The sequence below is a fragment of the Algoriphagus sp. AK58 genome (genome assembly GCF_014324365.1).
Taxonomy (GTDB): Bacteria; Bacteroidota; Bacteroidia; order Cytophagales; family Cyclobacteriaceae; genus Algoriphagus.
The window spans coordinates 37247-54604 of the sequence record NZ_QEIG01000024.1 but is presented as its reverse complement, the minus strand read 5'-3'; the positions used below and the strand labels follow the sequence as shown (position 1 = coordinate 54604).

General features: G+C 42.1%; 16 protein-coding genes. 2 read left to right on the top strand and 14 right to left on the bottom strand.

Annotation, left to right across the window (positions count from 1 at the left end):
* Window positions 1-339 precede the first annotated feature (339 nt).
* The 5 genes from DDT91_RS18980 to rpmH are packed head-to-tail and all read right to left on the bottom strand — an operon-like array spanning window position 340 to window position 3782.
* Window positions 340-849 (bottom strand): DUF2480 family protein, encoded by a 510-nt coding sequence (locus DDT91_RS18980; RefSeq protein WP_187177775.1) that lies wholly within the window; start codon window positions 847-849, stop codon window positions 340-342.
* Window positions 846-1535, bottom strand: coding sequence for a tRNA (adenosine(37)-N6)-threonylcarbamoyltransferase complex dimerization subunit type 1 TsaB (gene tsaB / locus DDT91_RS18975; RefSeq protein WP_187177774.1), 690 nt, complete (start codon window positions 1533-1535; stop codon window positions 846-848). Before tsaB ends, DDT91_RS18980 begins: the two co-directional genes overlap by 4 nt.
* Before the next feature lie 2 nt (window positions 1536-1537).
* Window positions 1538-3199 (bottom strand): S41 family peptidase, encoded by a 1662-nt coding sequence (locus DDT91_RS18970; RefSeq protein WP_187177773.1) that lies wholly within the window; start codon window positions 3197-3199, stop codon window positions 1538-1540.
* Complete coding sequence (gene rnpA / locus DDT91_RS18965; protein ID WP_187177772.1) at window positions 3183-3575, bottom strand: ribonuclease P protein component; 393 nt, start codon at window positions 3573-3575, stop codon at window positions 3183-3185. Before rnpA ends, DDT91_RS18970 begins: the two co-directional genes overlap by 17 nt.
* A 48-nt stretch (window positions 3576-3623) precedes the next feature.
* Window positions 3624-3782 (bottom strand): 50S ribosomal protein L34, encoded by a 159-nt coding sequence (rpmH, locus tag DDT91_RS18960; protein ID WP_082792274.1) that lies wholly within the window; start codon window positions 3780-3782, stop codon window positions 3624-3626.
* A gap of 137 nt (window positions 3783-3919) precedes the next feature.
* Between rpmH and DDT91_RS18955 the strand changes: the two genes are divergently transcribed.
* Window positions 3920-5563 (top strand): M61 family metallopeptidase, encoded by a 1644-nt coding sequence (locus DDT91_RS18955; protein ID WP_187177771.1) that lies wholly within the window; start codon window positions 3920-3922, stop codon window positions 5561-5563.
* 49 nt (window positions 5564-5612) lie between these two features.
* On the opposite strand, the gene DDT91_RS18950 is transcribed toward DDT91_RS18955, so the two are convergent.
* From DDT91_RS18950 to DDT91_RS18930, 5 genes are all read right to left on the bottom strand, one after another.
* Complete coding sequence (locus DDT91_RS18950; protein ID WP_187177770.1) at window positions 5613-6344, bottom strand: peptidase, M16 family protein; 732 nt, start codon at window positions 6342-6344, stop codon at window positions 5613-5615.
* A 67-nt stretch (window positions 6345-6411) separates the two neighbouring features.
* Window positions 6412-8457 (bottom strand): pitrilysin family protein, encoded by a 2046-nt coding sequence (locus DDT91_RS18945; protein ID WP_187177769.1) that lies wholly within the window; start codon window positions 8455-8457, stop codon window positions 6412-6414.
* Window positions 8458-8483: 26 nt separating this feature from the next.
* Entirely contained in the window at window positions 8484-9815 is a 1332-nt protein-coding gene (locus tag DDT91_RS18940; RefSeq protein WP_187177768.1) for a pitrilysin family protein, read from the bottom strand.
* Window positions 9816-10013: 198 nt separating this feature from the next.
* Window positions 10014-11009 carry an adenosine kinase gene (locus tag DDT91_RS18935; protein WP_187177767.1) on the bottom strand — a complete coding sequence of 332 codons (996 nt, stop codon included), beginning with the start codon at window positions 11007-11009 and terminating at the stop codon, window positions 10014-10016.
* Between the two features lie 176 nt (window positions 11010-11185).
* On the bottom strand, window positions 11186-12349 hold the full coding sequence (locus DDT91_RS18930; RefSeq protein WP_187177766.1) for a hypothetical protein: 1164 nt from the start codon (window positions 12347-12349) through the stop codon (window positions 11186-11188).
* Window positions 12350-12519: 170 nt separating this feature from the next.
* Here DDT91_RS18930 and DDT91_RS18925 point away from each other — a divergent pair, with 170 nt between their 5' ends.
* The gene (locus DDT91_RS18925; RefSeq protein ID WP_187177765.1) at window positions 12520-13137 is read left to right on the top strand and encodes a hypothetical protein; all 618 of its coding nucleotides are present in this window, start codon (window positions 12520-12522) and stop codon (window positions 13135-13137) included.
* 229 nt (window positions 13138-13366) lie between these two features.
* Here DDT91_RS18925 and DDT91_RS18920 read toward each other — a convergent pair whose 3' ends face one another.
* The 4 genes from DDT91_RS18920 to rimO form a co-directional block, all read right to left on the bottom strand.
* The gene (locus DDT91_RS18920; protein WP_187177764.1) at window positions 13367-14731 is read right to left on the bottom strand and encodes a toxin-antitoxin system YwqK family antitoxin; all 1365 of its coding nucleotides are present in this window, start codon (window positions 14729-14731) and stop codon (window positions 13367-13369) included.
* Window positions 14732-15366: 635 nt separating this feature from the next.
* The gene (locus DDT91_RS18915; protein WP_187177763.1) at window positions 15367-15621 is read right to left on the bottom strand and encodes a type II toxin-antitoxin system RelE/ParE family toxin; all 255 of its coding nucleotides are present in this window, start codon (window positions 15619-15621) and stop codon (window positions 15367-15369) included.
* Window positions 15621-15830, bottom strand: coding sequence for a hypothetical protein (locus DDT91_RS18910; protein WP_187177762.1), 210 nt, complete (start codon window positions 15828-15830; stop codon window positions 15621-15623). Before DDT91_RS18910 ends, DDT91_RS18915 begins: the two co-directional genes overlap by 1 nt.
* Window positions 15831-15912: 82 nt before the next feature.
* Window positions 15913-17226, bottom strand: a complete 1314-nt coding sequence (rimO, locus tag DDT91_RS18905; protein ID WP_187177761.1) for a 30S ribosomal protein S12 methylthiotransferase RimO — start codon at window positions 17224-17226, stop codon at window positions 15913-15915.
* Window positions 17227-17358 lie beyond the last annotated feature (132 nt).

Here is a 17358-nt window from a genome sequence, read left to right as displayed (position 1 = left end):
TAAGCCGTTCTACCAATAAAGCATATCGGTAAAACCCCTCTCCTCAGGTTATTTCTTTTTCGCCTTACATCACTTCAAAGAACTTGTCTTTCTCTTTTCGAAAGATTGTCGGAACCGTTATTCCGAAAGCGAGTGCAAAGATCGGATTTTGTTTTTTCTTTCCAAAAATCATCGAGAAAATTTTCTCGTTTTTTTCTTCGCTTTACTCTCTTTTTTCAATTTGTTTCAGGCCTTGTTCCTGAATGGGAGTGCAAACATAGAAGAGCAGAATGGATTACGCAAGCCTTTCTCAAACAAAAATTCCAAACTTTTTTTGATTGAGATTTTATCATTTAAAAATCAGGACTTTCCTTTTTTGAAAAGGGGAACTGTACTGCAGGGTTCTCCAAACATTAAACTTTTAGCTTCTTGCTGAAGGAGAGAAATCAAGCGCCCATAGGCAAAAAGTGGAATAGGGAATTTAGAACAGCCCTTGATCACAACTGGCCGATCTTTGAAGTCATTTGCATCAATAGCACTTAAGGTAAGTTCAGCAATATGTTGCTCGAGATTATTTAAGTCCCCAACACAATACCCTTTGGCAACACCTTCCAGATAAGTACAAACCAACATATAGGCCCAAGTAGGAACGATGGCATCTGCTGAACAGGTCACTGCAACCCATTTATCGGAATAAACAGACCAATCAAACTCCTTTAAAGCCTGCCTAAAATCCTTCTCACGTAAAACCAACTCCTGAAAAAGAAAATTCTTTAAATCAAATACGACCCTCTCATCTTGCGGGTAAAATTCCTCCATATTAAGAGATATGATCGGACTGCTTGCAACTCGATTTATAATATCACTCATAGGCTTAACAAGGGATTCTTTTTAGAATGGAGTGCTTTAAATTCTTTAAGGTAGTTTGGAACAAAGTAGGCGATATCCTCAAAAGATTGGGTCAATAATTTACCGTAAGCCAATTTTCCGAGATTCTTTGCGGACACAACTGGATTCTCTAAAAAAACAGCATTTTGATGAGTTAAAACACTTTTCACTTTGGACACTGCATCTCCTGAAAAGTAGACTTTGCCCTTTTCCAAGTAATCACGATAAGCGCCTTCTTCAAGAATTATGGACTCAATGGCACTCAATTCTTGTAAATTCTCTCCAAATGCCTGGCTATAAACCTCCATCCTACGCGCATCCAAAACGGCAATCCTAATTTCTCCTTCACTGTAGGGATAACAAGAGGCTATTGCTTGTAAGGTGTTTATTCCAATGAGGGGCCTATCCAACGCAAAAGCCAAACCTTTTGCAGTAGAAACCCCTATCCTCAATCCTGTATATGACCCCGGACCTTCAGATACAGCGATAGCATCCAATTCCTTATAACTAAGCCCCGCTTCATAAAGGACTAGATCAATCAATCCCATCAGCTTCTCAGCATGAGCTCCGGATTCATTTAACTCCTCTAAAGCAATCAAATTTCCGAACTCATGAACAGCAACTGAGCAAACGGAGGTTGAAGTCTCTATGGAAAGGATTTTTCCCATCTTTACTTTGCAGATGCCGTTAGGGTCTTTACGTATTTTGAAGACGTATTTAAATAGCTTTTAGCTAATTCTACTGCTGGGTCTTCATCCAAACCGGCCTCAATCATCCCTTCCTGGAAATAATACCTGGAAACTATCTCCTCACTAAGGATTTTTCTAATCTCCTTTTTGTGAGTATCCAGATCATTCTCTTTACTATGGTTGACCTTCGCCTTGATGGCTTCCAACTGGGCTTTTATTTCCTGATAGTAAGTCTCCTTTTCCACATACTTTTCCAAATCACTTAAGGATTTCTCGGTGTAGGTAGTATAATCATAATCTTTGCCCACAAGGAACTTCTTAAACTCTTCATAATCCTGATCAGAGATCTGAAAAGTCATTGGGTTAGAAATGGCCTTATTTTTATAAAAGTACTGGGTGGCAAAGTCAAAGATATGGTTACCAGCTACCAGAGTATAAGAAATCGGAGCGTAAGTAACTTCTTCTATCTTTTCGTCCGGTTCAATTCCAGCCCCATCCAAGACAGTTCTACCATTGGCTGTCTTGAATGCTTTCCTAAGTGAATCCGGTACTGTGGTCACAGAGCCATTTTCTCTAGTCTGGGCATAATCAATTGCTTGGATGCACCGTCCGCTTGGAATATAATATTTTGCAGTGGTGATTTTTGCCTGAGCATTGTAAGTTAAAGGTATGGTCGTCTGCACAAGACCCTTTCCAAAAGATTTTCTTCCTACCAAAACCGCACGGTCGTAATCCTGCAGTGCTCCTGCGACAATCTCTGCAGCCGAAGCACTTCGCTCATTGATTAAAACGACCAGGGGTATTTCTTTATCTATTGGAGTCTTGGTCGTTTTGTAGGTGTAATTTACATTTTGAAGCTTACCTATAGTTTTTACTACCTCTTTACCCTTAGGAATAAAAAGATTGACAATTTCCACCGCTTCGTTAAGCAATCCTCCTGGATTATCCCTCAAATCCAAAATCAGTCGATCAGCGCCTTGTGCTTTAAGGGCAACCAAGGCATTTCGGACCTCAGAAGAGGCATTGGTCGTAAAATCAGCCAATTTGATATATCCGGTCTTCTCGTCAAGTTTGCCGTAAAAGGGAACATTCTTCAGGCTGATTTTTTTCCGGATTAGTGAAAATTCCAAAGTATCACGATCTCTTTTGACAGTCACTTTCACAGATGTATTTGCAGGTCCTTTCAATAGTTCGGATACCTCAGAAGTGTTTTTCCCAGAAACATCGACGCTGTCGATTTTAATAATGTAATCAGCAATCTTCAATCCTGCATTTTGGGCCGGGAAACCCGTGTATGGCATTAAAATCATATTACCTCCACCTCGGTTTCCGATCAAGGCTCCTACCCCCGCATACTCACCAGTAGTAAGCATGCGAAAATCATCTGATTCTTCTTCAGGAATATATTCCGTGTAGGGATCCAATTCTTCCAGCATGGCGTTGATTCCGATGGTTACCAATTCATCCGGATTTATTTCATCCACGTAATAGGAATCAAGCTCCCGAATGAGCGTGGCAAAAATGTCAATGTTCTTCGCCAAGGCAAAAAGCTTGTCATTCTTGACTTGAAAAGCCAAAATCCCGGAAAACAGAAGTAAAACAACCGGAATCCAAACAGCCGGTCTCTTAATTTTTTGAATCATGCTCAGAATGATTTTGGGGTAATTCCTTTATCAGTTTTTCAAGAGCCACTTTCATTTTTGGCTCAATTTCAGAAAAACTCATTTCAGGGTTTCCAACAAATATAAAGCCCAACAAAATCCCGTTGGGAGGTAGTATTGATTTATTAAGACGGTAAGCTTCACGAATTCTTCTTTTTATGAAATTTCTACCGCTGGCCTTTTTTATTTTCTTCTTCGAAACGGAAAAGAGCACCTGATTAGTTTGGCCATCCATTTCTTTTTTAACCAAAAAAAGGACTTTAAATGGATACAAAAAAAAAGAGGAACCTTCGTTAAAAAGTTCCTTGATAAGCTTTTCGGCGTGCAGCCGCTCAGATTTTGGAAGTTTGTAATTCATCGCAAGGACTAGACTCGTATGTGAACATACGAAATGCAATCCAAAGAATTACTTCTTCAACGTCTTTTCGTCAGACACGGTCAACTTATGTCTGCCTTTTGCTCTTCTGGCTCTCAATACTCTTCTACCATTTGCAGTAGCCATTCTTTCTCTGAAGCCGTGCTTGTTTTTTCTTTTTCTGCGAGAAGGCTGGAATGTTCTTTTCATGATCGAATATCTTTATCTAATTGCTCCCTTGACTGTCCTAATTGAGTTTGGCCCCAAAAAGGACTGCAAAGATATGCACCATTTTCTTAAATACAAATCAGCTCTCTACATTTGTTTGGAGCCTCAAGCAGAAAACTATGATCTACTATAAGATTTCCTGTCCGATTCCAACTTCCCAATTTTTGGCCATCCAATTTCAAGTAGAAAATCCAGGAGAAACTAAACTGGAACTTCAACTTCCGGCGTGGCGAGCTGGTCGATATCAGCTAGCGAACTACGCTCAAAATATTCGCGCTCTGAAAGCATGGGATAAAAATCAAAGAATTTTACCCCTCACCAAGATCAGCAAAGACCGCTGGACTATCGATGGACAAGGGCAAATCACCGTTTCCTATGAATATTGGGCGGGAAAAATGGATGCGGGAAGTGCTTGGGCAGACGATCAACAAGTCTATTTCAATTTGGTAAACTGCTGCTTTGAGGTTATCGGTCAGGAGCAATCGCCCGTTGAAGTCCGTCTTGATTTACCGGAATTTCCAGTCAAGATGAGTACACTGCGTCCGAACGGAAAAGATGTTTGGATTGCAGATAATTTTGAAATGCTGGCTGACTCGACCATTTTAGCCTCAAAAGGTTTAACTAATTGGAATTACCAAGCCGGAGAAACTGTTTTTCAAATCTGGATCCAAGGTGAAGTCCATTTTGAAAAGGACCTATTCATCAAGCGCTTTCAAGACTTTAGCGAAAAACTTATCAGAGATTTTGGTGAATTTCCTGAGCCGGAATACCATTTTATTTTTCAACTACTTACCTACCCGCATTATCACGGAGTAGAACACCGAAAAGGCACCGTTATTACTTTTGGACCGGCAGAAAAACTTACAGATGCAGCTGAAATGGAGGAGCTTTTGGGAATCAGCTGCCATGAACTTTACCATGCCTGGAATGTGTGCCGAATTCGTCCAAAAGAACTGTTACCTTATGATTTTTCGAAAGAGATCTACACCAAGGCGGGCCTTATCTTGGAGGGAGTGACCACTTATATGGGGGATCTCTATTTGCTCAAATCTGGCGTATATGATTTACCCACTTACCTCCGTCATTTTGAAAAACTGATCAATCGGGAGGCTAATTCATTTGGATGGAAAAATCACAGCATACTAGAATCCTCCTTTGATCTTTGGCTAGATGGCTACCAACCGGGAATCCCGGACCGAAAAGTCAACATCTATACTCATGGCGCACTTCTGAATTTTTGTCTTGATATCATGCTCCTAGAGAATGGAAGTAGCCTCTCGAAGGTCATGCGGCTGATGTGGGAAAGATTTGGAAAGCCTATGGATGGATATACTCTTGAACACTTTAAATCCATTATCCAGAAGGAAAGCAAAATGCCAAACCAAATCCAGGAATTCTTCTGCCGCTATGTAGAGGGAAATGAGGATGTATTCCAAGTTCTTGAGGAAAAATTAGGCATTTTGGGTTTGGAGCTAACCAAAACCTGGTCAGATGACTTCCTACTCCACCAATTTGGCGTTCGAACCACACCTCAACGCCTCATCACTCAAATTCACCCTGAGAGTTCTGCATTGCAATTCTTGATGATTGGCGATGAAGTTTTAAATTCCGAAATGCTCCATCCAGAAAGTATTCGGATTCAAGTCAACCGAAATGGAAGGCTTCTTGGACTTACTATTTCCAAAGAAAAGCAGCCATTTTTCCCCATATATCAGATAGCAGTCAAAAAAGAAAGTTCTCTTCAGATAGCCTGGAGAACATAAAAAAAAAGCCTCCCTAAGGGAGGCTTTAGATTTGCTCGATCAATTTAACTTATTGGAAATCGGCCTCAGTAAGCGATTGGTTAAATTTCACAGAGGTCATTTTGGTCACCAAGGCTTCCGGGAGCATAGGGTTTTTGATTTTCAGAGTCATTGGGAATTTAACCCCGTCCACCTCCTGATAGTCACTGTAAGTCACATCACCGGTAGCATCAGAACTTGTGCGCACTTTCAGGGAACTTGCCACGGAATAATATTCAAAGGTTATCATGCCGTTCGGGGCTGAAATTTTGATCTTGTGTGTCGATTCGCCTTCGATCTCCTCCGTACCTTCATAAGATAAGGCATATCCCATTTCCTGATATCTTGGTTCAGGAAAAACAAAGGTTTGGGTCTTGAGTAAGGTAGTCATTTCATCTGGCACCTCCTGTACTTGCCCCATGGCCATGATCTGAGCTTTACCATTTTTCAACACGGTCTGCTGCATGACATTACCCCCGACAGAGGTTGACTGGAGCAATCTTTCATTCTCACTGTCTGCGACAGTTTTAATGGTAATAGATTGTCCCATGAAGGAAGCCTCTCCTGTCATAGAAGCATTTTTTATGGACTCCACTTTCTCCTTTCCACCCACTGCCTTGATGTAATTAGCAATGATGATTTCAGGATCGTTTTCCAACGCGAGCTGCTCAATCCCATTTATTGAACTTGAATCTTTCGCGAAAAGGTCTCCATAAAATGCTGAGGTCAGTAAGACCGAGACTAAAAGTGATTTGATTTTCATAAGAGTTTAAATTAGTTGTGGAATAAAAACAAAAAGAGAGGGAATTCCTCTCTTTTTTGAAGTTAAATTAATTGATATCGCTATCAGCGACAGGCACATTAAGTTCCATAGTGGTCACTTTGGCTTCCAATGGAACAGGGATCATTGGAGATTTGATCGTCCAAGTCATCGGCAAAAGGACTCCTTCTTTTTCCTGATAATCGGAGTAGAATGTGTCACCCGAAGCCGGATTTTCATACTTGATCTTCAAACCTGATTCCTGCGCATAATAATTGGTCAATTTGGCACCGGAAGCACTGGCTATTATCACCTTATAAGCCGGTGTTCCGTCGACGTCTTTTAGCCCATCAAAAGTTAAAGTGTATCCCATGGCTTGGTACACTGCCTCTGGGAAAAGGAAAGAATTCAACACAGCCTCCTCATATTGAGCAGGTTGCATTTCCTGATTTTGCCCCTGCATAGTCAGTGATCCTTTTCCATTTTCAATCTTGGTTTTGATCAGAACGTTTCCACCTACCGACTGCTTTTGTGCATATCGCTTATTTTCCTGATCATACACAAAAGAGATATTGAGTGCTGTCCCCATCACACTGGCATCCATGGAGATTTTGGCGGTTTTAATCTGAGATACTTTATCCTTGCCTCCGATAGCCTTAAGGTAGTTTTCAATTACCTTTTCTGCGGTCATATCCGCATCTGCCACCAATTGCTTGGCTGGCTCGCCCATGTTGTCATATTCGATGACTTCACCAAACTTGGCCAATTTTTCCTTGATCTCGGCACCGTTACCTACAGTCGTAATGATGAATTTGTCAGGCTCGATGAGCCTTTTTGCGGTAGCATTGATATCAGCTACCGTCAGGGCATTGAGCTTTTGAAGGTAGGTAGCATAGTAATCCTTTGGCAGATTGTAGCGATCAATGTTTAAAGCGAAATTGGCTACTGTGGCAGGCTGCTCCAAGGATCTTCCAAAGCTTCCTGAAAGTTCCGCCTTGGCTTTGGCCAATTCCTCTTCCGTAACGCCGTTTTCAACTAGGTTCTTTATTTCATAAATGAACTCATACACTGCAGAGTCAGTCACTTCTGTTCTTACAGAGGCATTGGCAGAGATGGTAGCAACCAACTTATCAGCGCCAATGGAGGAATAAGCCCCATAAGTATACCCTTTGTCTTCACGAAGGTTCATAAACAAACGTGAAGCAGACCCTCCACCCAAAATCTGATTCAATACCCGGCTTGAAATGTAATCCGAATCACCGATTTTCATCTGAACAGGCTGAGTTACGTTGATCACCGACTGAACGGATGAACTCCTATCCACTAAAGCAACTGCTTGCTTGGCCGCTCTTACAGGCATTGGGTAAGTGAACTTAGGCACTTCTCCTTTTTGCCATGCTCCAAAATATTGAGTGACCACTTTTTGAGCTTCAGCTTTGTCCATATCCCCTACAATCGCTAAATAGGCGATATTTGGTTTGAAATAGGTTTGATAGTAAGCTTTGATATCTTCTACCGTAATGTTGTTTGTTGTCTGCTCGGTTTGAGACTCTCCGTAAGGGTGATTTTTTCCATAGAGAACTGCTCTGGAAAGTCTGGAAGAAATCGCATTGGGGTTGTCTTTGCTTTGAGCCAAGTTGGTCAAAGACTGCTTCTTCAGTTTATCCAATTCTTCCTGAGGAAAAACCGGATTGAAAAGTACGTCTGCCATCAAATCCAGGACTTTACCTTGATGCTTCTTTAAGGAAGATGCAAAAATAGAAGTCGAAGAAGCGCTCAAGCTTGCCCCGATAAAATCCACTTCCTGATCCAGCTGGTCTTTGGTTCGGTTCTTGGTTCCTCCCATCATCATTTCGCCAACAAATCCAGTCAAACCAGCTTTATCTCCTTCCAAAATTGGATCACGCTCCAAAACAAGAGTAAAAGAAACTCTAGGAAGCTTGGTGTTTTTTACCACAAATACTTTCAGTCCGTTGGGTAAAGTGAATGTCTCTGCCTCATTGATTTTGATCTCCGGTGCTGGCCCTGATGAGGGCAGTTTGCTTCGGTCCACTTGAGCGAAACCGCCCACAGCTACCAAAAGCGTCAATACAAATGCTATTGCTAATTTTTTCATTTTTCTAGTTCGATAAGGTAAAACAATTATTCAGTAGCAGGCTGAGCAGATTTAGGCAAATAATAAAGTACCACCCGTCCGTTGAGGTTCATGTATTCCTTGGCTACACGCTGGATATCTGCTTTGGTCACTTTGGAATAGGCATCCATCACTTGGTTGATGTAATTGGTATTTCCGAAGATCACTTTGGCTTCAGCTAAATTTTCAGCAATCCCTGCCACGGTAGAGTTGCCGCTGACGATATCATTTTCCATTTGATTTTTCAACTTCGCAAAATCTTCATCGCTGATTCCCTGATCCTGAACCAGTTTGATCAATCGATCCACTTCAGATTCCAGATCTTTGGGTTCCACGCCCATGTTGGTGATTCCGTACATGAGAAAGACACCCCCGTCTTCCAGTTCCAAAGGAATAGCAGCTACAACCAATGCTTTTTGCTGCTTATCTACCAGCTCTTTGGTCATCAAAGATGAATTTCCGCCTGTCAAATAGGTAGAAAGCATAGATAGTGCATAACTGTCCGGGTGATTTCTTGGAGGCAAATTGTAGGCTTGAATCACCGCAGGAATCTGGATATTGTCATAAATGACGTCACGAATCTCGGCTGTCTTTTTTGGTTCGACTACATTCGGACGATAGATTGGCTTAGCTCCCTTTGGGATTTCTGAGAAATATTTTCTCACCAAAGATTCTGTGGTTGCATAGTCAATGTCACCTGCAATGGTCAGAGTCGCATTATTGGGCACATAGAAATCCTTGTAAAACTGCTGGAATTCTTCGATCGTGGCAGCATTCAAGTGGTCCATGGATCCGATAGGCGCCCACTGATAAGGATGAACCTGATAGGCTCTTTTCAACGTTTCCGGGAGAATGGTACCATATGGTTGATTTTCGTATCGCTGACGTCTTTCTTCTTTCACCACTTCACGCTGAGTTTCCACCCCAGTGATATCCACTTTGGAGTGCAGCATTCGCTCACTTTCCATGTAAAGCGCAAGTTCCAGTTCATTCGAAGGAAGCAGCTCATAATAGTACGTGATGTCATTGGAGGTGTAAGCATTTAGGGTTCCTCCACGGCTTTGAATAATATTCATGTACTGGCCACGATCGATATTTTCAGAACCTTCAAACATCAGATGCTCAAAAAAGTGCGCAAAACCCGTTCTTTCAGGGTTTTCATTTTTGGAACCAACGTGATACAAGACAGAAGTCACCACAATAGGGGTGGTGTTATCCTGATGCATGATCACATGCAAGCCATTGTCCAAGGTAAATTCCTTGAACTCAATTTTGTTTTGGGAAAAAGAAGGGAAGGCAAAAAGCCCTACCATCCATCCCAGAAGTATCGTTTTTTTCATGGTAAAAAGATTGGGTTAGTTTTTTACTAAAGAGATATTACTGCAAGTAGGAATATTTTGTTTTATCTCAACTAAAGATTATTGCCGAGATTTGCTTTCAATTTTAACAAAACTTATTTCAATGTAAGCTCAAAATCCATCATTGCAGGATTCTAAGGACAAGCGAAGAGGCTGCTTTGTCAGGGCAGCCTCAGAAAATCAAGGATTCAAACGGGCCAAAATCTCTTTGGCCTCGTGCCATTTAAGTCTTGGACCAAACTGGCTGACAATTTTAGAACTTGCCATAGATGCCAACTTCCCGCTAGAAGCGTAGCTATGTCCATTCGTAATTCCATAAAGAAAGGCTCCTGCGAACATATCGCCGGCACCATTGCTGTCAATGGCAGTGGTCTTGTATGGCTCTATATCGATGAAGGTGTCCCCATCGAAAATCATTGCTCCATTTTTGCCCATGGTGATCACAAAGTGCTGTGCGGCTTTTTTCATTTCCTCTCGAGCTTCTGCCAAGTTATCTTTTCCAGTATAAAGCATGGCTTCTTCCTCATTGGCAAAAAGCAGATCTACACTTGGGCCAATTACATCATCAAAGTTGGCTTTGAAATACTTCACCATGGCAGGATCAGAGAATGTCAAGGCTACTTTGGTCCCTGCCTCTTCGGCCACTTTTTTGGCGTGAAGCATGGCATCTTTTCCATTGGGAGATGTCACCAAGTACCCTTCGATGAAGAGGTATTTGGAATCCTTGATGGCTGATTCATGAATATCCTTCACGGAAAAATTTTGGGTAATCCCTAGAAAAGTATTCATGGTACGCTCAGAGTCTTCCGTCACCATTACCAAACATTTCCCGGTCACACCGTTCTCCAAGATTTCTGGAACAAGCGCAATGTCAACTCCTGAATCATTCAAGTCTTTCAGATAGAAATGCCCGAGTTCGTCATTGGCAACTCTGAAACAATAAAACGATTTCCCTCCAAATTGACTGACCGCTACTACCGAGTTGGCCGCCGAACCACCTGCCTGTTTTTTCGCCTCCGAATGATTGATCACTCTCATCAGATGGTTTTGACGGTCTTCATCTACCAAGGTCATCAGGCCTTTTTCCACTCCATTGTCAAAGAAGAACTGATCGGTTACTTTGAATTCAATATCTACTAGGGCATTTCCGATGCCTGTTACGTCGTATTTTTTCATTTATGAATTATTGGAAAATTGAAAGATTTCAAAATTGGAAGATTGGTCAGAAAGCTGGGTTTTACTTCATTATTCGAAATTCGATGATCGGTATTCGACATTAATCTTGGTAAGCTCAATTGGGAGAATCAGGTTTGAGATTCGAAATTGTGTCGTAAATCGTCGTTCGTAACTCGTCAATCGAAAATAGGATGTCTCTCGAATGGTTTTTCCCGGTCAAACAGGTAGCGATACGTATGGTGTGTTTTATAAATCGTTGCCAGCAGCTGCTCACACACCCGCATCATCTTCGGATTGAAGTCCCCGATCCAGTTCATCTCGATGGTTTTATATGGGAATGATGGTTTCCCGCTCATCTTGTCATAGCTGATGATCATGGCGCTTTCTACCCCCTTACCCTGATGCTCCGGCACTACACCAAAGACCAACCCGAGCATTTTATTGGGTGGAAAGAAGGTCTTGTACCATAGAAATTTCAACTTACCGATCAGATCCATTTTTCCATTCACATGCTTGAAGATCTGATTGATTTCTGGGATTTGGATGAAAAATCCAACAGGCTCTCCCTTGTAAAACGTGAAATAAATCAACCTCGGATCGATGATCGGCTTCATTTTGCCAAACATGAGTTGGGCTTCCTTCAAAGCAATGGACTTGCCCATATGACGGGCCCAGGCTTTGTTGTACACCGTCATGAAGTACTCCGGAGCCTTTTCCTGAAGTTCTTTGCCTTGGATGTACCGAAAGGAGTAATCCGGATTAGCGATGATGGCATTGGCCCGCTGGATCATTTTCTCATCAAAACCCAAATCCTGCACCGGACGCATGTAGGTGTACTGTTTGAAATAGAGCTGAAACCCATAGTCCTCGAAGAACTTCTGGTAATATTTAAAGTTCCAGGGCATGTTGTAGTTCGGCTCGGAAAATCCATCGACCAACAGCCCCCACCACTTATCCCGCTCGCCGAAGTTGATGGGACCGTCCATAGCCTCCATTCCTTCACTTTGGAGCCATTCCTTTGCGACATCGAACAGCTTGAATGCTGCCTCTTTATTATCGATGCATTCAAAAAAACCTACCCCTCCAGTAGGTTGCTTCTCTTTCATTTTAGGATTGATAAAGGCTGCAATTCTTCCTATGGTTTTTCCTTTGTCATCCTGAAGTAACCATCGCTTGGCTTTTGCCCCGTTTCGGAAAAGTTTGTTAGTATCAGGGTGAAAAAGTCCCTCGATGTCTTTATCGAGCGGTCGGATCCAGTTTTTTTCATTTTTATACAGCCGGACCGCCATCTCAATAAATTCTTTCTGATGGGCAGGAGTGGTGACTTCAATCAGCTTCATTCGGGAGATTTTAGTCGGCTAAATTAGGGGATCGGGGGGAAAGGGCAAAAAGTCGTTGAATAGTTGAAGTTTCGCTCATCCCAAAGAATTGAAATTTGTTCTTGAAACTTTTGCACTATTGACAACTTCGATTAATCTTTTAATATTAGGAGCGACTAAATCATACTTTTATGAGAAAGCTACTAACCCTTTTCCTTTTACTCGGAGTAACTCTCACCTCATTCGGTCAAATCAAAAATGAATTGTCTAATTGGACCATCGGGCTATCTATTTCCCCTGACAGCTATCGCTATGCACAGGCAAAACAAAACGGTCTTTACTATCAATTTTCATTTGACCGACATTTGACCGAATATTTGATCCTGGGAGGCTACCTGGGTACTCAAAACAGAAGATCAAGTTACCAGGCTAGGAATATAGCGGCACCGTCCGAATTCGCAGAGATTGACTTTGAGAAGCAATATGTTCCTTTAGGAATTCGCTTTGGGTTTGACCTAAGCTCATTTTTTTCTAGCCAATTAGGCTGGGTCAAAAATGAATCAAAATGGGAAATTCTTCTCTTGGGCTATGGAGGCGTGACCGTTCAATCTTTAGAAATTAAAACTCCCCGAGTACCTGGGAAAGTTTATGACGATTCGGAGTACCCTGTGGAAGAAGACATGAATTACGTCGCTGGTTTGAATGCGGTCATCCGATATTTCCCTGCCAAAAATCTGGGGGTATTTACAGAACTTGGTTACGGCCCTGTTGGAAGGTATTCTTTTGGGCTTGCTTATCGGTTGAGGTAACGAAAACGATTTCAAAATCTTTTTTATCCACCCTACTTTTCTTGAAGTTGGGCCCTTCCAAAGTTTTAGTGCTGCTTTCGGAAAAGCAGCATAACTCCAACGGTTGGCTGTCCTGCTTCTCCAGAAGCTGGACTTTACTCTAATCATAGTGCTGCTTTCGGAAAAGCACCACAATACAGAAAATGCTGCCTCCGAAGAAGCAGCATAACAAAAATAGCCTCTTAATACCTTACCAGTTTTCCAAACTTTGGAAATTCCTCATGTGATATCGCTCCAAAAACCGCATATCATTCGAACTTGTAGGTTCTGCGGCAAGATTTCTTCCAAAGTCGCGACGCGCCAAATTATGTTTCTCTATTGGATCTTCCTCTCTTGATCCAGTGGGACTATGAGGATCAAAAATTTCCTCACCAAGGGATTCTCCATTCAGACCAAAATATCTCCAAATTCCGATCTTCTCTCCTCCACTATATGATCCCGAGCTAGCTACTGCTGTACTTTTTGGATAATAGGTCAACCAAACGCCGGTTCGGACTCCTTTGGTATAGCGTCCCTTTTCGAGCAAATTTCCTTCCCGGTCATAGACAAGTCTTTTTCCTGTCCCATTGACTAGTTTTCCAGCATCTAAAACTCTTCCGCCTGAAGTCTTAAACTCACCTATGGCTACCAATCTACCTAGGACAAACTGCTCCTCTTGAAATACAACCCCTTTTTCATCTATCACCTTCCACATTCCTTCTTTACTTCCATCCTTGTATTCTCCCAGTCGGTAAAATCCCTGTACTTCTGCAATTTGCTCCTGCCAAGTTCCAACGCGGATTCCAGCTTGGTATTCTCCTTTACTGATCAGAGTTCCGAGATTGTCAAAATTTTCCCAAATCCCATCTAATTCACCATTGGCAAATGAACCTCTGATCTCCTGCTGACCATCCTCATAGAATCGCTCGTAAGCCCCATTTTCTTGGTCATTGGCGAATTCAATTGATTTTTGAAGATTTCCATTTGGAAAAAAAGCCTGGTAAGTACCCTCGAGTTTGCCTGCTTCAAAAGGAATGATTTCAGCAAGATTTCCATTGGGAAAGTAATTTTTTGTAGTGCCTTGAAGCAGATTTTTGGAGTAGGAATATTCGGATTTTTTAGACCCGTCACGGTAGTAGGAGTTCCAATCGCCTTCTTTTAAATCATCTAGGTAACTACCCGACAGCAACACTTCTCCACTTTCGCTGAATTCAAAAAACTCTCCGTTAAGCCTGCCACTTGAAAAATTAACCAGCTTTTTGATCGCTCCGGTAGGGTAAAACTCCTCCATCAATCCATCAGGCACATTGTCCTTGAAAGCAATCTGAAAAACAGGAATCGACAAATCAAACGTCTCTTCAATCTCCACTCCCCTCACGGCATCCAAACTGACTTGTGGATCTTTTAGCTCATTTACCCGCTTATAAATCTTCCAAGTTCCAGACTTCTTTCCTTCCTCAATTGGTCCAAAACCAACCAGATTGGTATTTCCAAAATAGAAGTACTCCTGAGTGTCATTTTCAGGTGCATACTGAGTGAGACCCAGTCCAAGCAGGATAATCAATAACGCTTTCATAAATATTGATTTAGTGGAGATTAGAAGAAAACCTTGTGGTTTCTTGTGATCAAAACGGGCTGATCTTCTAATAGTTTAGATATAATTTTCTTATGGAAATAAGAAGGAATGGTTATGATGGATTTTTGTTGTCCTGCTTCTCCAGAAGCCGGAACATTCCGAGATTGGACTGAGCTGATTTTGGAAAAGCAGCATAACCCACAGAGTTGTCCTACTTCTCCTGAAGCTGGACCATTCAGGAATCGGACAGTGCTGCTTTCGGAAAAGCAGCAAAAAAGACTGCCTTTGTTATCCTGCTTCTTCAGAAGCAGGATCACCCCATTTCAATAAATCTCGACCTTCACGAGTCCTTTCTTACCTGCAAAATTCCTCGCTGAACTGAAAAAGTATTCATCGGGCTTCAAAAAAATCAACGATCCGACTGAGTTCTAAAACCAAATCAAAATAACCAATTCTCTCAATACCATAATCACACCACACACCATCAATGCATAGATAAAAGCATTCCTTTTAAATTTCCATTCAAAATTAAACTTGTGAAATCCTACTTTATCGGGCTTTATGACCCTTTGATACCGATAATAACCCAAGCCGAAAAGAACTAATCCAATTAAAATTTTTAAAAAACAGAAAGATCATTCATAAATATCCTTTCGATGTCCAATTGCAATTACCTCGATGAAAAGAATGCTGTCTACGATTTCGTAGATCACTCGGTAATCAGCTACACGAATGCGATATGAGTCTCTCCCTTTTAGTTTTTTACATCCTGTCGGCCGAGGATTATCCGCTAAAGCATAGATTGATTTTTTCAAAGCAGAAAAATAAGGCTCAGGAATCTTTGCTAGCGATTTTATGGCTGAGTTTTTAATGGCAATTCGATATGCCATTATCTCCCTTTACGAAGTGATTCAATTAATTCAAATGCCTCATCTATTGGAATGGAAGGTTCATTGGATTCCTTCACCTGATCGTAAAGTCGAACATCTTCCAATTCTTCAAGATGCTCTAGCATAGACTCAAACTCTTCGATAGACAAAACTACGGAAAGCTTTTTGCCTTTTTGGTCAGTGATATATTTTGGATTGATAGTCAGCATAATGAAAGTTAGCAATTTTGCTTTATAGTCCTAAAACGAAAAAAGGGAGAATTCATCTCCCAATTCTCCCTTTTCTTTTTTATTATTCTTCCACAGTCGCATACAAATCAAACTCCGTCGCGTCAAAGACCTTGGCCTGAACAAAATCCCCCACTCGGCAGTAAAACTTGGAGGCATCGATCAGCACTTCATTGTCTACTTCTACTGAGTCAAATTCAGTTCGGCCCACGAAGTACCCTCCTTCTTTCTTATCGATCATCACTTTGTAGGTTTTGCCGATTTTCTCCTGATTGAGGTCATAGCTTATCTGCTCCTGCACTTCCATCAGGTGATTGGCTCGGTCCTGCTTTTCTTCCTGAGATAGTTTGTCTTCCATCGTGAAGGCATGGGTATTTTCCTCATGAGAATAAGTAAACACACCCAAGCGCTCAAATTTCATCCGCTCCATAAAGTCCACCATTTCCTGGAATTCTTTTTCACCCTCACCAGGGTGTCCAGCGATCAGGGTAGTCCGGATCGCAATCTCAGGAATCATCTCGCGGATGCTGTGGATGAGTTCTTCCTGCTTCTCACGGGTGGTGCCTCGACGCATAGCCTTCAGCACATCGGTCGAACCGTGCTGTAGAGGAATATCCAAGTACTTGCAGATATTCGGACGCTCCTTCATCACCTCGATCACGTCCATTGGGAAACCGGTCGGATAAGCGTAATGCAATCGAATCCAGTCGATTCCCTCCACGTCGGAGAGGTTGCGAAGTAGCTCAGCAAGGTTACGCTTTTTATAGATATCCAACCCGTAATAGGTCGAATCCTGGGCGATCAAAAGCAATTCTTTGGTTCCGTTGGCGGCTTTGTGCTGGGCTTCTTTGACTAATTCTTCAATCGGTCTGGAGATATGGCCTCCACGCATAAGCGGAATCGCACAGAAGGAACACGGCCGATCGCAGCCCTCGGAAATCTTCATATACGCATAGTGGGCTGAGTGCGTCAGCAGACGCTCCCCGACCAACTCATGTTTGTAGTCAGCTTTGAATTTTTTCAAAATCGCAGGCAAGTCCCGAGTACCAAAAAATGCATCCACTTGAGGGATTTCCTTTTCCAAATCGTCCTTGTAGCGCTGGGAAAGACAGCCGGTCACATATACCTTGTCCACCAAACCCTGCTCCTTGGCATCCACATACTGGAGGATGGTATCGATCGACTCCTGCTTGGCATTGTCGATGAATCCGCAGGTGTTGATAATAATGATGTTGTTGTCATCGGAGTTGGACTCGTGGCTGGCGTTGATGCCGTTTCCTCTGAGTTGGGTCAGCAGGACTTCGGAATCCACCAGATTTTTGGAGCAACCCATGGTGATGATATTGACTTTGTCTTTCTTTAATGTTCTCGCTTTCACAGAATTCGCTTCGAATTGGGTGGGCAAAGGTAATTAAAAAAGGGTTGAAAAGGTTCGCTGGTTCAAAAGTTCTGAAGTTGCTTCGTCCTCAGAGCATAGCAATTTTCCAATATTTCAATTTTTCAATCTTCA